Genomic DNA, 14,172 nt, shown 5'->3' with positions numbered 1-14,172 from the left:
AGGACGGGACGACGGGCTGCTGACCTGCGTAGACGTGCGCCGAGCGCCGGGGCGCGGGGCGCGGCCGTCGACGAAACGCCGTCGGTCCCGGACCTGAACGGCGTGAATTCGTCACTTTATGTAATTCCGACGTTTCCTGCCGCTTCATCGCTCGCGCGTGGCGCGCACCTAAACTTCGGGACATCGGCCACCGGAAAGGAAAGTCCACCAGCGAATAACGCCGCCGCACAATGGTTTTGCCGCAGCCCTTCAGCCGACATCAACGACCTCAATTCGAGACGCGACGGGAAAAGGACGGCCCTTTATCCTGCCTTCCGCGCGCCGCCTTCCAGGAGGGAATCGTGACTGCTGTCCAATACGACGCGCGGCGGCCCGCCCGGCCGCCGATCGGTGGGGGCGATCCAGTGGTGGGTGCGGCCGCCGGTTTGCTGAGCATCCCGCTGCGCCAGGTGTACGCGGCGCTGTGGCGGCTCGGGCTGATCGAGGTGACGACCCAAGCAGCGCCGTGCACTTCTCCGCTGTGAGGGTGCCGTGGCCTCGGCCTCCACGCGTCGTAAGCGATTTTCAGCCCCATCGATCCGGTCAACGAATCGCTGAACTCGCTCGATAGCCGCCTCGACCGTCTCCGCCAACTCAAGGTGGACGAGTCCCTCCAGCGCACCCGAGTAGATGGCGGGCCAATGCGGCAATGGGGCGACCATAGGCGGCCAAGGATGCTGGGCCCGTGCGGCGAACACAGCCACGCACGCATTTCGTGTCACCACGAGGTCCGTTTCGGGCAGAAGTGCTTCGAGCAGCTGTAAGTCGATCAGGTCATGAGCCCGGTCGTTGCTCTTGGGTTTGACGAGCATAGCTGTGACAGCGTGGAGCTTCTGTGCGATCTGCCAGGGAAGTGTCATGCACGGCACCGTGACGTCAGCCGACAAGGCGACGAGACCCAACGCGTCCGAAGTGAGCAGGTCGAACTGGTCAGCGTTGCCCGCTTCGACGGTCGAGACCTCGATCGGGACCGACGCGAACGGTCTGCCGCGATAGCTCAACTTCGCCACGAATCGACGCGGCTTAACAGGGAGGCCCGGCACCTCGATTTCTTGTGGCGGCGTGAAAATCGCCGTGAACCCCTGCCATCCCACTTCACCCGTATCGGCGAGCTGTTCATGGACAGAATCGATGTCCCGACGTGCGACCGTGTCGAGGTCCTTGGACGTGCGCGAGCCAAGGATCCCGCGACGCAGCTCCAACGACGACCCGCCTTTGACTAACAGCAATGGGGCGCCGTTCTCGTCGGCCAAGCCGGTTGCGAATTGGGTAACGACCAGTACGGCGACGTGCCGCTGCAACCGGCCGAACAGAACGCCCTGTTGCTCGGCGACGCGGACGAGGCGATCCTGCAGCGAGCGCAGGTTGCTCGGCGGCGTCGCGTAGGGCTTCGTCATACCGATGTCTGGGTTGACGGCGCCCGCCGTCGATTGTGAGTGTCATCGAGCGCTGCGCGTAGCTCCCCCGCCCTTGCGCGTCGAAGTCGGCCATCACGTTCTGCGCGATCGATCGCCAGGCGCAGCTGGTACGGATCGGTCCCCGCCGCCAAACAATCACGAATTGTCCGGGCCACTGTGGTCACCGGAATGCCATCGGCGGAAGAGATGTCGCTATCCGGTAGTTCGCGGCGGTGAACGCGATACAGGTCACCGCCTGCGGCGCGCGGGTGGTTGTCGCGCGGCACCGTCAGATGGATACGGGGTGGGTTGACGTCCGCTAGCTCGTGGAGCACCAGGGCTGACTCGTGCGAGACGACGCCGCGGCCTAGGGACCACGCGACGGCGGCGGCAAGCTCATCGTGCTGGTCACGCGGTAGCACCGGTACGCGATAGACACCTCTCCCGACGCGCTCAAGGCGGCCTCGGGCAGCGAGAAGACGTAGCTGGGTGGGGTCGATGCCAATTTCCCGGGCATCACGGGTCGTCACGTAGCCGTGTTGTTCAGCTGCGCGCTCGACCACTCGGTCCCAGACCGCCATGTGCTCAACCGTATCAGATTGATACGGTTACGCACAGACCGGACAGCGCGACCTCTGCGAATATCCACCGTGCGACCGTGACCGAACAACTCGGCTGGGCGAACTGGACCCTTCCGCTCACTCACGGCTAACGTCGACGCGTGGCCCGCATCCGCAAGCTCGTCAGCGCTCTCAGTCGGCCCGGCCCACATCGGGTGTTGCGCGGTGACCTGGCCTTCGCCGGCTTGCCGGGGGTGGTGTACACGCCGGAGGCCGGATTCAATCTTCCCGGCGTCGCTTTCGGACACGACTGGCTCGCCGGTGCGGCCCGCTATTCGGGTCTGCTCGAGCATCTGGCGTCGTGGGGCATCGTGGCCGGCGCACCCGACACCGAACGGGGCCTGGCGCCCTCGGTGCTCAACCTGGCCTTCGACCTGGGCACCGCCCTCGACATCGTGGCCGGCGTGCGCCTCGGGCCCGGCAAGATCAGCGTGCACCCCGCCAAGCTCGGCGTGGTGGGCCACGGTTTCGGAGGCTCGGCGGCGGTGTTTGCCGCGGCCGGCATGCCGGCCAAACCCGCCGCCGTCGCGGCGCTGTTCCCGACCGTCACCAGTCCCCCGGCCGAGCAGCCGGCGGCGACGCTTCGGGTCCCCGGTCTGATCCTGGCCGCCCCGGAGGACCCCAAGACGTTGAACTCCAACGCCTTGGCGCTTTCCCGCGCGTGGAACACCGCCACGCTGCGCATCGTCAGCAAGGCCAAACCGGGCGGCCTGATCGAGGGCCGGCGGCTGACCAAAGCGGTCGGGCTGCCCGGACCGCACCGCGGCACGCAGCGATCGGTGCGGGCGCTGCTGACCGGGTACCTGCTCGCGACGCTCGGCGGCGACAAGACCTATCGCGCCTTCGCCGATCCGGACGCGCACCTGCCCAAGACGGTCCCGGTCGATCCGGAGGCCCCGCCGGTCACGCCCGAGGAAAAGATCGTCGCGCTGCTGAAGTGAGCCCCTGGACGACCGCGGCCGTCGTCGTGATATCTGTCGTTGATGCGAATCGGGATCGCTCTGGATTATTCGGGCGGCTTTCACGAGGCCGTCGACCGCGTCGTCGAACTCGAGAGGGCCGGCATCGACATCGCGGTGGTGGCCGAGGCGTACTCCTTCGACGCCGTCAGCCAGCTCGGATACCTGGCCGCCAAGACCAGCACCGTCGAATTGGCCTCCGGGGTGTTTCCCATCTACATCCGGACGCCCTCGCTGCTGGCGATGACCGCCGCCGGCCTGGACTTCGTCTCCGACGGCCGCTTCCGCCTCGGGATCGGCACGTCCGGACCGCAGGTGATGGAGGGCTTTCACGGCGTCGCGTTCGACGCGCCGATAGGCCGCACCCGTGAGATCGTGGAGATCTGCCGCAAGGTGTGGCGCCGCGAACGGGTGCAATACGACGGCAAGTACTATCAGCTGCCGTTGCCCGCGGATCGCGGAACGGGGCTGGGCAAGCCCCTGCAGCTCATCAATCACCCTGTGCGCGAACGCATTCCGATAACCATCGCGGCGCTGGGGCCGAAGAACGTCGAGCTCACCGCCGAGATCGCCGAGGGCTGGCAGCCGGTGTTCTACCTTCCGGAGAAGGCCGGCTCGGTGTGGGGCGAGGCGCTGGCGGCCGGTGCCGCCAAACGGGATCCGGCCTTGGGGCCGCTGGACATCATGGTGCATGCGTCGGTGGCCATTGGCGACGACGTCGACGAGCGGCTGGCCTGGGCCAAGCCGCAGCTGGCCCTCTACATCGGAGGGATGGGCGCCAAGGGCCGCAACTTCTACCACAACCTGGCGACGCGCTACGGGTTCGGAAAGGTCGCGGACAAGATCCAGGAGCTGTACCTGTCCGGCCGCAAGCGTGAGGCGACCGACCTGGTTCCCGACGAATTGGTCCGCGGGATGTCGCTCGTCGGCCCGCGCGGCTACATCGCCGAGCGTCTGGCCGCCTTCGCCGAGTCGGGCGTCACGACGCTGCTGGTGAGCCCGATGGCCACCAGTCCGAAAGAATCCGTGCGCTACGTCGAGGAAGTGCTCCAGCTGCGGCCCTCCTGACCCTCACTGCCCCGCCTGCGGGAGCTGATCCGCGGCGATCTCGCATGGTGTAGATCCGTCGGTCGGCGGTCCGGCTGCCGGTGCGGGCGCGGCCGGCGGCGCGTCAACCGGCGCGGGCGCGTCGGCGAGGGCGGGCGCGTCGGCCGGCGGCGGCACGTCGGTCGGCGCAGGCGCACCCACCGGCGCCGCGGCCGGCGCGGGTACCTTGTCGGCCTCTACCACCATGTCGGCCTCTTCGGCCTCCTCGGGTTCGTCGTGCTTGTCGTCGGCGTCGGCTTGGTCGTGTTCCTCGTCGTGCTCGTCGTCCGGATCGAGGGGATCCTCGTCGAGCGTGTCGGCGTCGAATGGGTCCTCGCCTGCCAGGTCACCCGCGGAACCCAGCAGCCCGCCCATCGCATCGACGATTCGGTTGGCGAGCCCGCCGAGCCCGCCCAGCCCGCCAAGACCACTCGATCCCCCACCGAGATCCCCCGCCCCGGTCGGCATGCCGGAAGCATCACCGAGCGCCGTCCCCAAATCCGGGGCCGCGGCCGGCGCGGCAGCGGCCGGCGCGGGATCCACGGGGGGTCCGAAGGCGGGCGGCGCAACGGCTGCGGGCGCGACGGCCGCGGGCGCAACGGCCGCGGGCGCAACGGCCGCGGGCGCAACGGCCGCGGGAGTGACCGGCGGGGGCGTGGCCGGGGTGACCGGCGGTACGGGCTCGGCCGGTGGCCAGCCCGGGCCGAGATCGCCGGGCAACTCGAAGTACACCACCGGCGCCGCGGCCATCCTGTCGATAACCATGTCGTAGGACGTGGCGAAGCCGGTCAGCGACGAGCGCATCGCAGTCACCCAGTCGTTGCGAATGTCGTTGTTCACGTAGGGCTTTACCTGTTCCTCGACAACCTCGGCCGCCGTAGAGCTACCCCCCGCCCCCGTGCTGACCGCGGCCGAAGCGGCCAGCCACGCCGGCCGCTGCGCCTGCGTGCGATCGTCGATGGCGATGGCCGTCGCGACCTTGGAGTCGAGCAGGAACCACAGGTTGTCGCGCAGCGACTCGCATCGCTGGGCCGCCGCGCGCACCTCGGTGGCAAGCACGCCCGCCTCGTCGCAGTGACGTTGCAAGAACGCGAGCGCGGCGTCCGCTCCCGGACCCATCCACGCCGCCGACAGCTCGCCGAGCTGGGCGCGCTGTGTGCGCAGGCCTTCCATCAGCGCGGCGCCCGCCGCTCGCAGCTGCCCGCAATCGCGGTCGAGCGCGTGCAGGTCGAGGCCGTCCTCGCTGTCGTACCAGTCGCGGACCTGCGACGGCTGCGACGTCAGGTCGGACTGCTCGTAGCCCAGCGCCTGGCAGGCGCGCACGTACGTTTGCGTGTGCTCGACGGCGGGCCGGCCCTCGGCGAGGCGCTCGGCGACGTCCAACCGGTCGCCCACGGTCAGGCGATCCGCGCGGCGGCATACATTTCGGCGTCGGCATAGCGTTCGGCGCCGGACCGCAGCGCAACCGCGATCGCGACGGACGCCCGCGACCACTGCGACAACTGCGCAACCAGTTGGTCCAGCTGGGCGCGCAGCGCGTCGCCGCGCGCGGTGTGCGCCCGCCCCGCGGTGGCGCCGCTGAAAGCCGGCCCGGCCAGGTGGTCATTCAGCGCGGCATCGACGAGCTCGGCCGCCCCGCGCAATTGGTCGGCGACCCTGTGCACCGCGGCGACGTCGACCCCAATACGACTATCGAATCTCATGCCTAATCCGACGCCGGATCCCCCGCCGGGGTTCCAGGGTTTCGGATCAGCGCTGGGCGCTCACCGCTTCGGCGACGCGGGCGGCGACGCGCTGGGCGACGGCCGCCTCGGGCGCTTCCACCATCACCCGGATCATCGGTTCAGTTCCCGAGGGGCGCAACAGGATTCGTCCGGTGTCGCCGAGTTCGGCCGTGGCCTGCTCGACCGCGGCCTGCACCGCGGGCGCCGCGGCGGCGGTGGCCTTGTCCGCGACCTGGACGTTGATCAGCACCTGCGGCAACGTCCGCATCCGGGAAGCGAGGTCGGCCAGCGTCGAACCGGTCTGCACCATGCGCGTCATCAACCGCAGGCCGGTGACGATGCCGTCGCCGGTGGAACCCAGCGCGGGCATCACGATGTGACCGGATTGCTCGCCGCCGAGGCTGTATTCGCCGGCCCGCAACTCCTCCAGGACGTAGCGGTCGCCGACGGCGGTGGTGCGCACGGTGATGCCGGCCGAGCGCATGGCGAGGTGCAGGCCGAGGTTGCTCATCACCGTGGTCACCAAGGTGTTGGCGGCCAGTTCGCCGGCCTCCTGCATCGCCAGCGCGAGCACGACCATGATCGCGTCGCCGTCGACGAGTTCGCCGTTGGCGTCGATGGCCAAGCAGCGGTCGGCGTCGCCGTCGTGCGCCAGGCCCAGGTCGGCCCGGTGGGCGATGACCGCTGCCCGCAGCGAATCCAGGTGCGTCGAGCCGCAGCCGTCGTTGATGTTGAGCCCGTTGGGGTCGGCGTTGATCGGGATGACGCGGGCGCCGGCGGCGCGGTAGGCGCGCGGGGCGGCCGCCGACGCCGCGCCGTGGGCGCAGTCGACGACCACGGTCAGGCCGTCGAGCGGCAGGGTGTTGACCTTGCCCACGTGGCGCAGGTAGCGGTCGGCCGCGTCCTGCGCGTCGACGACGCGCCCGATCCCGGCGCCGACCTGGCGCAACCCCGGCCCGGCCGCGACCAGCTCCTCGATCTGATCCTCGGTGTCGTCGTCCAGCTTGTGGCCGCCCGGGCCGAAGATCTTGATGCCGTTGTCGGGCATCGGGTTGTGCGACGCCGAGATCATCACCCCGAAGTCGGCGTCGTAGGCGCCGGTCAGGTAGGCCACCGCCGGAGTCGGCAGCACCCCGACCCGCAGCGCGTCGACACCCTCACTGGTCAGACCGGCGATCACGGCCGCCTCCAGCATTTCGCCGCTGGCCCGCGGGTCGCGACCGATCACGGCGACCCGTCGGCCCGGTCCCCCGGAACTGGCCAGGCGCCGCGCCGCCGCCGACCCCAGCGCCAGCGCCAGCTCGGCGGTCAACTCGCGATTGGCGACCCCGCGAACACCGTCGGTGCCGAATAGTCGACCCATGCGGACAAACCTCTCACAGTTGACGGCCGTGTACCTACTGTGCACCTAACGTGCCCGTTCTTTTCTGACCGAAACCGGGCGGGTTCGTGCGCAGACACGCCGCACGACTGCGCACAAGATGCCCGGTTGCGGCCGGAAAGTGATCGGATCAGCGCTTGCTGTACTGCGGCGCCTTGCGCGCCTTCTTCAGGCCGTACTTCTTGCGCTCGGTGGCGCGCGGATCGCGGGTGAGGAACCCGGCCTTCTTCAAGGCCGGCCGGTCCTCCGGCGAGGCCAGGATCAACGCCCGGGCGATACCCAGGCGCAGCGCACCGGCCTGGCCCGACGGGCCACCGCCGTGGAGGTGGGCGAAGATGTCGAAGCTCTCCACCCGGTCGACGGTCACCAGCGGGGCCTTGATGAGCTGCTGGTGCACCTTGTTGGGGAAATAATCCTCCAGGCTGCGGCCGTTGAGGTCGAACTTGCCGGTGCCGGGCACCAGGCGCACCCGCACCACGGCCTCCTTGCGGCGGCCGACGGTCTGGATGGGCCGGTCGAACACGAAGGCCTCGGCGGGCCGGGCCGCCGGCGCCTCGGCCGGGGTTTCCGGGGTTTCGGGGGTCGCCGGGGTCTCTACGGCCTCGGTTGTTTCGGTCACTGGGACACCTGCTTGATCTCGTATGGAACCGGCTGCTGCGCGGTGTGGGGGTGCTCCGGGCCCGCGTAGACGCGAAGCTTGCGCTGGATCTGACGGCTGAGCTTGTTCTTGGGCAGCATGCCGACGATCGCCTTTTCCACCACGCGGGTCGGGTGCTTTTCCATCAGCTCGCCGATCGTGCGCTTGTGCAGGCCGCCGGGATACCCCGAGTGGCTGAAGGCCAGCTTCTTCTGCAGTTTGTCGCCGCTGAAGGCGACCTTGTCGGCGTTGATGACGATGACGAAGTCACCGCCGTCGACGTTGGGGGCGAACGTCGGCTTGTGCTTGCCGCGCAGCAGGTTGGCCGCCGCGACGGCAAGGCGGCCAAGCACCACGTCCGTGGCGTCGATGACGTACCACGACCTCGTGGTGTCACCCGCCTTGGGCGCGTATGTGGGCACAGCGCTTACCTTCTTCTTCTCGAGGTGGATCCCGGTGTGACCCGGGTATCGGTCAGGCGTTCGCGGTGGGGCTTGATCTCGGCGACCGACGTTGACCCGAGGCCCCGGCGTACCGCACGCCAACCGAGCAGCTTACCGACCCGCATCCCAGCAGGTCAAAATGACTGTGCGGTCCCAACGGCTCTCCCCCGTCGGGACCGCACAGAGCCTTATGCGTTGGGCTACCTTGCCCAGACCCCCGCGGCCCGGCGGTCGGCGCTCGCCACCTCGTCCGCGCCGTCGCGTACCGCGTTGCCCAGGTCGACCAATATCTCGTTGAGCGCGGTCGCCGCCTGGTGCCACTTGAGCTGCTCGGCCTGATAGGCGGCCGCGGCTTCGCGGGTCCACAACTGCTGCAGCGGAGCGATTTGGGACCTCAGCTCATCGAGCGCGGCGTTGAAACGCGCCGACGTGGTGTGAATCTCCTGGCGGACGGAGTATTCGATTTCGCCAAAGCTGTACGACAGCACAGGGTCCACAGGCATCCCCCGATCACAGCTCTCCGCCGGCGGCGGCGATGCGGTCCGCATGGTTCTGACCCGCCTCGGCCAGCATGGCCTCGTTGTGCCGGATCGTTTCGGCGATCGCGTGCAGGACGTGGTACAGCCGCATCGACTCGGCGTTCCAGCGGTCCACCACATCCTTGAACCGCGCGGCCGCGAGCCCGCCCCACACCGACTGCGGGACACTGCTCATGCGGCCGATGAATGCATGCAGCATTGCCCGGATCTCTTCGTTGCGAGCGTCCGTGGTGCCCGCGACCGAGCGCATCAGGTCGAAGTCGGCGCTCAGCGTGTTCGCTGTTCCCATACCAAGTTCGACCCCGGCGACGCCGATCGGGTTCCATCGATTTAGGTTCCGCCGATCGCGTGGGCAGACCGCACCGCGCGCTCGCACGCGGCGGTGACGGCGTCCTCTCCGCCGGGCCGGCTCTGGCATCCGATGCTGATCCGGACCGTCCCGTCCAGCACCACGCTCCACCGCACCTGGTGGCCGGCGCGCACCTCGCGGTAGGTCACCGCGGGCCGGCCCGCGCTGTTACCGGACGGGTTGAAGTCGACGAAGACGCCGGCGGGCTCGGCGTCGATCGCGCGTTTCAGCCGCTCCGCGGTGTCGCTCAGCGTCTCCTCGGGAACGGGCGACTGCGTGACGTGCAACGCCACCTCCGGATCCGACGGCGACGTGACCTGCACCCGCGCCGAACCGGGGCCGGCAACCACGCGCTGCGTGGGCCAGTTGGCGGGCACCTCGACCGCGACCCGGCCTTCCACCAGGAACGTCGTCGCCACCGCGTCCGCCCGCGTCACACCGTGCCGACCCATGGCCGCCACCGCCGGAACCGCCGCGGCCAGGACCACGCCGGCGGCCACCAGCCCCCGCAGCATCCAGGCGTGCGGGCGATTGCCACCGACGGCCGCGGCCGACCGCGGCGGGGAAGGTTCGTCCCGGGCGCCCAGGGACGACTGAGCCAGCCCGGCCAGCCGCGGCAACGCCGCATCACCGACCTCCACCACCCGCCGGCCGCGCCCGCGCATCGCGGCGGCGATCACCCTCGCGAGCGCCGGCGCACCCGCCACCGTCGCCGGGGCGTCGACCAGCACGGTCCCCGTCGCGTCGCACATGATCCCGTCGACGACACTCGCCACCCGCTCGGCGACGGCGCGGTGTTCCGACCGGCGGGGCACGGCGACCACGTCGGCACCGGCGATCGCGACCAATCGCTCCGCGATCTCCACCACCACCGTCGCTTCCGGTTCACCCTTCGAACCCCGCCGCAGCAGCCACGACCGCGGGCGTGCCGGCACCTCCTCGGCCAGGCTCCTCGCGGCGGTGGTCACGACACCGACACGCGGCGACGACCACCACGACGGGTGCACAACGACCATGGCCCCCTTCGGAGCCCGCTCCCGGCAGTCCACCGACCGCAGCACGGCCCGCCACAGCGAGTCGGCGGCGACCGGCCGCCCGTCCACCATCGCCACCGGATCGTCTATCGACTCCAGCGCCGCCTCGGCCATCTCGGCATCGGCGACCACGCTTGTGCCGCAACATAATCGGCGGACCGTGCCCGGACCCGCCTCGATGATCGCGCAATGACCGCTCACGGCGGCGGGCTCCACGCCACCTGCACAACCTGCTCGTCACCGGCGCGGCTGACCAGGACAGCACGGCCCGGCGGCAACCGCGCCGGGCGGCAGCCCAACAGCGCGCCCTCGTCGGGACGCGCGCTCATCACCAGTCCCAGGCAACCCAGCTCACGCAGGCCGGCCAGCAGCGGCTCGAACAGGGCCCGCGCCGCGCCGCCGGCGCGGCGCGCCACGACGAGGTGCAGCCCGAGATCCCTTGCGTGCGGCAGGTATTCGACGATGGCGGCCAGCGGGTTGCCTGCCGATGCGGCGACCAGATCGTAGTCGTCGACCACGACGAAGATCTCCGGCCCGGACCACCAGGACCTGGCACGCAGCTGTGCCTGGCTCGCGTCCGGTGGGGGCATCCGCCGGTGCAGCAGATCGAGGAGACCGGGCAGCAGCGCACCCAGGGCGGCCGGCGACATCGCGTAGCCGCCAAGGTGTTCCGATTCGACGACGCCGAGCAGGGAGCGCCGAAAGTCGACGATCAGCAGTCGCGCTTCCGCGGCGGTCTTCGTGCGAACGATCTCGCGGCACAGGGTGCGCAACGTCGCGGTCTTTCCGCACTCGTTGTCTCCCAGGATCAGCAGATGCGACTGCTGCCCGAAGTCGACTGTGATCGGCCGCAGCCGGCGCTCCTCGAGCCCGAGCAGGATTCCTGCTGCGGATTCCGCGCCGCCGTGACGCACGAGAGCGTCCCGGTCCACGTGCGCGGGCAGTAGCCGGATCGGCGGCGCGGCCGGCTCGCCGTCTTGAGGCTGCAGCTCATCGATGGGCAGCGCGATCGCCATGTGTAGGCCCTCGCGGGAAAGGCCGCGGCCGGGCTTGCCGTGCGGCACCTGCTGCGCCCGCCGGCGGTCGATTTCGGAGTCGGCGGGGTCGCCCAGCCGCAACTCGATGCGGGTCCCGATCTGATCTTTCAGCGACGGCCTGATCTCCGCCCAGCGCGACGCCGACAGCACGACGTGCACCCCGAACGAAAGCCCCTGCGTCGCCAGGGAAGTGATCGCCTCCTCGAGCGCCTCGAACTCATGGCGCAGGGCCGCCCAGCCGTCGACGACGAGGAAGACGTCGCCGAACGGGTCCGAGCCGGCCGCCGCGTCGGTTCGCTGCAACTCCCGGGAGCGGACGATCGATTCCATCTCGGCGACGATGCGCGCGGCCAGCCGCGGCTCGGCCCTGCCGGCGACGACGCCCACGTGCGGCAACGTCCGTACCGACGCCAGGGTTCCGCCGCCGAAATCCAGGCAGTAGAACTGCACCCGGCGCGGACCGTGGGTGGCCGCCAGCGCGGTGATCAGGGTGCGCAGCGCCGTCGACTTTCCCGATCGGGGCGCCCCGACGATCGCGACATTGCCCGCGGCTCCGGACAAGTCGACGATCAGCGGCGTCCGGGACTGCTCAAACGGGCGGTCGACCACGCCGATGGGTACGGTCAGGTCACCGCCCCGGGGCCCGACGTCGCGCAACAGGTCGTCCAATCGTGGTGGCGCACCGAGCGGGGGCAGCCAGACTTGATGCGCGGGCGGCCCGTGCCCGGAGAGCCCTTCCAGCACCACGCCCAGGACGGTTCGGGTGGGCCGCCCAACGGTCTCGGCGCCACGGGTGATCGGTCCCTCGGCGCGGGTGCTGAACGGTCGCACCGACGGCGATGCCGTCGCGGCGGTCACGCCCGCCGAACCGGGCCGCAGCGGGCCCGAGACGAACGCGGTCTGGAAGCGGATCGGCTCCCCGCCGCCGCAGCGCAGGAACCCGGCGCCGGGAGTGTTCGGCAATTGGTACGCGTCGAGCGTTCCCAGAACGATCCGTGATTCGCTGGCGGACAGCGTCTTCAGGCACACGCGGTAGGACAGGTGGGCTTCCAGGCCGCGCAGCCGGCCCTCGTCGAGGCGCTGACTGGCCAGCAACAGGTGCATGCCCAGGGACCGGCCGAGCCGGCCGATCGCAACGAACATGTCGGCGAAATCGGGGTGCTGGCTCAGCAGTTCGGAGAACTCGTCGACGACGATGAACAGTGTCGGCAGCGCGGCCAATTGCGCGTCGGTGCGGCGTGCGTCCTGGTATGCCGCGACGCTGACGCAGCCCGCCGCCCGCAGAACCCGTTGCCGCCGGTTCATCTCACCGGCCAGCGCGTCTCGCATCCGGGCCACCATCGGTGCCTCGTCCGACAGGTTGGTGATGACGGCGGCCACGTGCGGTGCGCCCGCGAAGTTGAGAAACGTTGCGCCGCCCTTGAAGTCGACGAGCAACAGGTTGAGCAGTTCGGGCGAGTTCCAAGCCATCATGCCCAACGCGACGGTGCGCAGCAGCTCCGACTTGCCCGAACCGGTGGCGCCCACGCAGAGACCGTGCGGTCCCATGCCGTTTTCGGCGGGCTCTCTGATGTCGAGCTCGAGCGGCGTGCCGTCGACGGTGGTTCCGATCGGAACGCGAAGTCGGTGCTCCTGGCCGCGCCACAGCGTGACCGGGTCGAAGCGGGAGAGCTCGCGAAGCCCCATCAGGGCCGGCCAGCCCGAACCGTCGTCGGGGTGAGACGCCGCCGCGCCGGCCCTGTACGCGGCAAGCCGCCGCGCACAGGTCAGCGCGTCGATGGTCTCCATTCGGTCGGGGTGCTGCACCGTTTGGGTTTCGTCGCCCTGCCTGACCACCAACGGCGCGCCGTCACCGACGTCCCCGACCTCGACGACGGTCGCGCCGGGGATCGCACCGGCCGCGGCGCCATCGTCGACGTCGCCGATCACCACCACACGCGCCGTTTCCATGCCGGCCAGCGCGCGCCGCGCCTCGGCCGAGCTTTCACACACCATGCGCGCGGACCCCAGCGCATCGGTGGCGCCGGGATGTTGGTTGTGCGGCAACCATTTCAGCCAATCCCAGTAGCACCTGTTCCGTTCGCCGATCACCGCGACGATCAGCAGCTGGCCCGGCGGATGCAGCACGGCCAGTTGGCAGACCATCGCGCGCAGGACGCCGCGCGCTTCGCACGCATCGCCGTCGATCGTCACCGTCGAATTCGGCCGCAGGCCGATCGTGATCGGCACCTCGATCGTCGAGTGCGCCTCGACGAAGCGGCGCAGGGCCGTCGCGGTGACCGGGTCCGAACGCTCCGCGGGCGGGAGGTCGGGGGCCACCAAGCGCGTGGCAAGCGGACGGATTCCGGTGCCGACGCGGACGACGCAGAAGTCGGGGTCCGTCGCCCGCCGCTCCCACATACGCGGGCCGCCCACCAACGTCCACAACGTGTCGGGGTCGGGATGACTCCAGCAAAGCGACGAGCGTTGCGCCGCAGCGGTTTCGGCGACCGCCCCGCGCAGGCGGCCGAGGTATTCGAGGTACTCGACGCGATCCGCGTCGATGTCTCCGTCCCGCCGACGCCCCCGCCCGGCCACCGCCGTCGCCGTCATCGACACCAGCATCATCACTGGGAACGCCAGGAAGGTGGGACTGCGGGTTGCCGCGGACCCCGACGACGCGGACCCCGAAAAGAAGACCGCCGCCATGACGCCGAGGCTGCCGACCGAAAGCAGAACCGGTACCAGGCGGGTCGCCAGGCCCGACGACGAGGAGGGCGGCAGCGCGGGCGGCGCGGCGATGCTGACGTCCGCGGTCGCCACCGCGGGTGGCGGCCGGCGCGCCGCGGGCACGAACGCCTCGGTCATCCCAGCACCTCCCACCGTTCGACGACGCTAGGAAGCACCCGAACCCGCTGCAACTCACCTGTGGATAGCCGCAGACGAGG

At 70.2% G+C, this 14,172-nt stretch carries 13 protein-coding genes and 1 pseudogene; 3 read left to right on the top strand and 11 right to left on the bottom strand.

The features are described from left to right. Positions 1–230: 230 nt before the first annotated feature. Positions 231–524 carry an Rv1535 family protein gene (locus tag AC5Y6X_RS20650; protein WP_499988751.1) on the top strand — a complete coding sequence of 98 codons (294 nt, stop codon included), beginning with the start codon at positions 231–233 and terminating at the stop codon, positions 522–524. A 33-nt stretch (positions 525–557) separates the two neighbouring features. Here AC5Y6X_RS20650 and AC5Y6X_RS20645 read toward each other — a convergent pair. After that, positions 558–1,436, bottom strand: a pseudogene (locus AC5Y6X_RS20645) (nucleotidyl transferase AbiEii/AbiGii toxin family protein); the annotation flags it as partial. Beyond that, the gene (locus AC5Y6X_RS20640; RefSeq protein WP_499988750.1) at positions 1,433–2,017 is read right to left on the bottom strand and encodes a type IV toxin-antitoxin system AbiEi family antitoxin domain-containing protein; all 585 of its coding nucleotides are present in this window, start codon (positions 2,015–2,017) and stop codon (positions 1,433–1,435) included. The pseudogene AC5Y6X_RS20645 and the gene AC5Y6X_RS20640, both read right to left, overlap by 4 nt. A 140-nt stretch (positions 2,018–2,157) precedes the next feature. Here AC5Y6X_RS20640 and AC5Y6X_RS20635 point away from each other — a divergent pair, with 140 nt between their 5' ends. Together AC5Y6X_RS20635 and AC5Y6X_RS20630 are read left to right on the top strand one after the other, a co-directional pair. After that, positions 2,158–2,997 carry a dienelactone hydrolase family protein gene (locus AC5Y6X_RS20635; protein ID WP_499988748.1) on the top strand — a complete coding sequence of 280 codons (840 nt, stop codon included), beginning with the start codon at positions 2,158–2,160 and terminating at the stop codon, positions 2,995–2,997. Positions 2,998–3,039: 42 nt separating this feature from the next. Continuing rightward, entirely contained in the window at positions 3,040–4,083 is a 1,044-nt protein-coding gene (locus AC5Y6X_RS20630) for an LLM class F420-dependent oxidoreductase (protein WP_499988747.1), read from the top strand. A gap of 3 nt (positions 4,084–4,086) precedes the next feature. Here the strand turns inward: AC5Y6X_RS20630 and AC5Y6X_RS20625 are convergent, their stop codons facing one another. The 9 genes from AC5Y6X_RS20625 to eccCa all read right to left on the bottom strand — a co-directional run bounded on the left by AC5Y6X_RS20625 (position 4,087) and on the right by eccCa (position 14,092). Continuing rightward, complete coding sequence (locus AC5Y6X_RS20625) at positions 4,087–5,496, bottom strand: hypothetical protein (protein ID WP_499988745.1); 1,410 nt, start codon at positions 5,494–5,496, stop codon at positions 4,087–4,089. 2 nt (positions 5,497–5,498) lie between these two features. After that, entirely contained in the window at positions 5,499–5,804 is a 306-nt protein-coding gene (locus tag AC5Y6X_RS20620) for a DUF7162 family protein (RefSeq protein ID WP_324680015.1), read from the bottom strand. A 46-nt stretch (positions 5,805–5,850) separates the two neighbouring features. Further along, on the bottom strand, positions 5,851–7,188 hold the full coding sequence (glmM, locus tag AC5Y6X_RS20615) for a phosphoglucosamine mutase (protein WP_499988743.1): 1,338 nt from the start codon (positions 7,186–7,188) through the stop codon (positions 5,851–5,853). Between the two features lie 148 nt (positions 7,189–7,336). Next, positions 7,337–7,825, bottom strand: coding sequence for a 30S ribosomal protein S9 (rpsI, locus tag AC5Y6X_RS20610; RefSeq protein WP_499988741.1), 489 nt, complete (start codon positions 7,823–7,825; stop codon positions 7,337–7,339). Beyond that, positions 7,822–8,265, bottom strand: a complete 444-nt coding sequence (rplM, locus tag AC5Y6X_RS20605) for a 50S ribosomal protein L13 (protein WP_324680009.1) — start codon at positions 8,263–8,265, stop codon at positions 7,822–7,824. The genes rpsI and rplM overlap by 4 nt, the downstream gene beginning before the upstream one ends. A gap of 221 nt (positions 8,266–8,486) precedes the next feature. Beyond that, on the bottom strand, positions 8,487–8,789 hold the full coding sequence (locus tag AC5Y6X_RS20600; protein WP_324680007.1) for a WXG100 family type VII secretion target: 303 nt from the start codon (positions 8,787–8,789) through the stop codon (positions 8,487–8,489). A gap of 7 nt (positions 8,790–8,796) precedes the next feature. Further along, on the bottom strand, positions 8,797–9,114 hold the full coding sequence (locus AC5Y6X_RS20595) for a WXG100 family type VII secretion target (RefSeq protein ID WP_499988740.1): 318 nt from the start codon (positions 9,112–9,114) through the stop codon (positions 8,797–8,799). Positions 9,115–9,155: 41 nt separating this feature from the next. Beyond that, the gene (locus AC5Y6X_RS20590; protein WP_499988739.1) at positions 9,156–10,409 is read right to left on the bottom strand and encodes a type VII secretion-associated protein; all 1,254 of its coding nucleotides are present in this window, start codon (positions 10,407–10,409) and stop codon (positions 9,156–9,158) included. After that, positions 10,406–14,092 (bottom strand): type VII secretion protein EccCa, encoded by a 3,687-nt coding sequence (gene eccCa, locus AC5Y6X_RS20585; protein WP_499988738.1) that lies wholly within the window; start codon positions 14,090–14,092, stop codon positions 10,406–10,408. The genes AC5Y6X_RS20590 and eccCa overlap by 4 nt, the downstream gene beginning before the upstream one ends. Between the last annotated feature and the right edge of the window lie 80 nt (positions 14,093–14,172).

It is taken from the genome of Mycobacterium sp. NGS26, assembly GCF_059813025.1.
Note: the sequence above shows the minus strand (reverse complement) of the source record. Positions and strands in the feature narration are given on the sequence as shown.

What these genes read in the sequence shown, in the direction of transcription:
- AC5Y6X_RS20600 (WP_324680007.1), bottom strand. Translation starts at nt 8,789, where the DNA reads ATGCCTGTGGACCCTGTGCTGTCGTACAGCTTTGGCGAAATCGAATAC.
- AC5Y6X_RS20640 (WP_499988750.1), bottom strand. Translation starts at nt 2,017, where the DNA reads ATGGCGGTCTGGGACCGAGTGGTCGAGCGCGCAGCTGAACAACACGGC.
- AC5Y6X_RS20595 (WP_499988740.1), bottom strand. Translation starts at nt 9,114, where the DNA reads ATGGGAACAGCGAACACGCTGAGCGCCGACTTCGACCTGATGCGCTCG.
- AC5Y6X_RS20650 (WP_499988751.1), top strand. Translation starts at nt 231, where the DNA reads ATGGTTTTGCCGCAGCCCTTCAGCCGACATCAACGACCTCAATTCGAG.
- glmM (WP_499988743.1), bottom strand. Translation starts at nt 7,188, where the DNA reads ATGGGTCGACTATTCGGCACCGACGGTGTTCGCGGGGTCGCCAATCGC.
- AC5Y6X_RS20630 (WP_499988747.1), top strand. Translation starts at nt 3,040, where the DNA reads ATGCGAATCGGGATCGCTCTGGATTATTCGGGCGGCTTTCACGAGGCC.
- eccCa (WP_499988738.1), bottom strand. Translation starts at nt 14,092, where the DNA reads ATGACCGAGGCGTTCGTGCCCGCGGCGCGCCGGCCGCCACCCGCGGTG.
- AC5Y6X_RS20620 (WP_324680015.1), bottom strand. Translation starts at nt 5,804, where the DNA reads ATGAGATTCGATAGTCGTATTGGGGTCGACGTCGCCGCGGTGCACAGG.